This is a genomic window from Microcoleus sp. CZ3-B2 (assembly GCF_036705055.1).
Classification (GTDB): domain Bacteria; phylum Cyanobacteriota; class Cyanobacteriia; order Cyanobacteriales; family Microcoleaceae; genus Microcoleus.
Map to the genome: position 1 here is coordinate 1 of NZ_JAUBTN010000140.1, position 2169 is coordinate 2169.

The 2169-nt window shown below is 49.0% G+C and carries 3 protein-coding genes; all 3 read right to left on the minus strand.

Annotated elements, in window-relative coordinates:
* Positions 1–55: 55 nt before the first annotated feature.
* Complete coding sequence (locus QUA97_RS28125) at positions 56–457, minus strand: hypothetical protein (protein WP_333197599.1); 402 nt, start codon at positions 455–457, stop codon at positions 56–58.
* Between the two features lie 45 nt (positions 458–502).
* Positions 503–1744 carry a response regulator gene (locus QUA97_RS28130; protein WP_194066953.1) on the minus strand — a complete coding sequence of 414 codons (1242 nt, stop codon included), beginning with the start codon at positions 1742–1744 and terminating at the stop codon, positions 503–505.
* Positions 1729–2169, minus strand: a 441-nt coding sequence (locus tag QUA97_RS28135; protein ID WP_333197601.1) for a hypothetical protein, incomplete at its 5' end; no start/stop codon positions are given. The genes QUA97_RS28135 and QUA97_RS28130, both read right to left, overlap by 16 nt.

A 2169-nucleotide genomic window follows, 5' to 3' on the forward strand; every position in this document is an offset into this window, starting at 1 on the left:
GAGTAAGACAACTTCGGTTGCATCAGTCGGTGAAGCGTAAAGAATCCCCGTGCGTTTACGCCGGGGAGTATTTCAAGGTAAAAGTCTGGGAAACCAAACTACAGTTTAAAGGTTCGTCAAGGTCGAACTTCCCAAGTGTGGCAATCTTAATTATACTTCTGCGAGCATCCTTGTGGGGCAGGTTTTTCGCTGGCTTTTTACAGGCTTTTTGCGAGACGATTCTTGTGTTTTTCGGATGGGACACAATTTTTCGATTTGACAAATATAGCGCGCCGGATTGACCGTTTCGCCGCTCGGCAAAAGTTGAATCGCTCGATCGCCCAAAACGATACTGAGTCAAAGCATCCTTGAGGTTAATCAAAGCGTTTTGATACATCCTGTCAGACAATTGATTCATCCAGTTTAATTCAAGTGTTTTTTTTAGGCGATCGGTGAAAATATTCTTGCTTTCTTCCATCGACTTCGAGTCCAACAGCTTACCCTTACCGTAAATCAGCAACGTCTATTTTTCTTTGAGTTCATCTTCGAGCGATCGATCTAATAATCTTGTTGATAGATTCGATGAAGGATAGCCCGGGCCCACATATTTTTCTACCAGCATTAATAATTCGCTTTCGCCAAAAGGTTTGGTGTAGAAGTCTGTAGCTCCGGCCATGCGGGCTTTAACGCGATCGATAAATCCGTCGATGCCTGTAAGCATGACGATCGGCGTTTGCCGGAAAGCGGTAGAATTGCGGAGCATAGCGCAAACTTCGTAGCCGTCGAGTTCCGGCATGGCGATGTCGCACAGAATTAAATCGGGTTTGAGTTGAAAAACCAAACTCAGGGCTTGCAGGGGATTGCCGATGGCGGTAGCTTCGTAACCGTGTTCGTTTAAAATTGACTCGACTGTTTTACGAATCACATTGTCATCGTCAATGCAGACAACTCTCTTAACCTTGTTTTCTGGATACGGCGGCCATTCTCTTCTGTCGTTGGCCGGCGCAACAGATGGCTCGTAAAATACTTGCACCAATCCCTGCTGCACGAAGGGGTAAATCGCCTTAGCGACAGTCAGCACGTCTCTGTTGAGGTATCGTGCCATTTGGCGGATCGAAGTGTGACCGTCGGCCCAGCGCCTGAGAGTATTAAAGGTACTGACTGGGAGGGCGACTCGTAGCTCGGTTGGATCTGAAATAACCGGACATTGGTTTGGCGACTGAATGTGAGGGTGAAACTGTTTCCACTGCTGCACCTGTTTGACAATCTTCGCTAGGAGGGGGCTAATTTCTAAGCTGGTCAGTTGAGGGGCTAATGCTGACCCCATTTCAAAAGTGAAGGAACCTTGATGAAGGCTGAGCAAGTCAAACAGGGTTTCGTGAACCATGCTGTGGATGATGTTGCGCCCTTGAGCTGGGGTGAGGATGTGGTTTTCTAGCAGGGCCCACAGGTAGCCGTATTCTGGGGCATTGGTAGATGCCATATAAGGAACTTGGATTTTGTCGAGGGCTGTGTCTGCTTTGTAGCGGCGCAGGTAGTCGCGCAAGCGCAACAAACTGCCCGCACTCTGGGTAGCGTAAATAATCTGACCGTTGAAGCAGAAGACATACCAGGATTGTCCTGCAAGGGAGCGCGGGGGGGGTTGAGTACCCGTGTTGCTGGCGGTTGAACTGTAGGCTTCTACGAACAGTTCTCCGGTGCGCTGACCTAACTCAATCAATTGCAGGATGCTGCGGATGTCAATTTCACTCAAATTTCCCTGCATGCAGCTAAACTATCCTCTTTAAAACCGTTGTCTGAGATCGGAAAGACTGTGTGCTGGCCCAAAGATTGACTTGAGTTTCCGCGATCGGGGCCGGCGATCGTACAATTGGGAATTGACGAAAGGGCGATGCGGCAAGCGGCGGGCTTTTTGGCAGCGCTAGGAGTCCATAACCTGAAACCGCACAAATCGCGGCATTCTCCCAGTGTGTAGAATCCACATCGCACAATTATTGTACGGGCTTTTCGAGCGTGCAACGCTGGCATTTCCGACTGGTTCAAGCCTTGAATCCCAACAGTTTTGATATTTACTGTGCGCGGTGGGTCTTTTTGGTTGAGTTCTGTCTTAAACCTTGACACTCCCCTGCTATCGAGGCGAGGGGATTCTTGGATCAGCCAGTCGAACTTATCTCTGTTTTGTCGCCACCA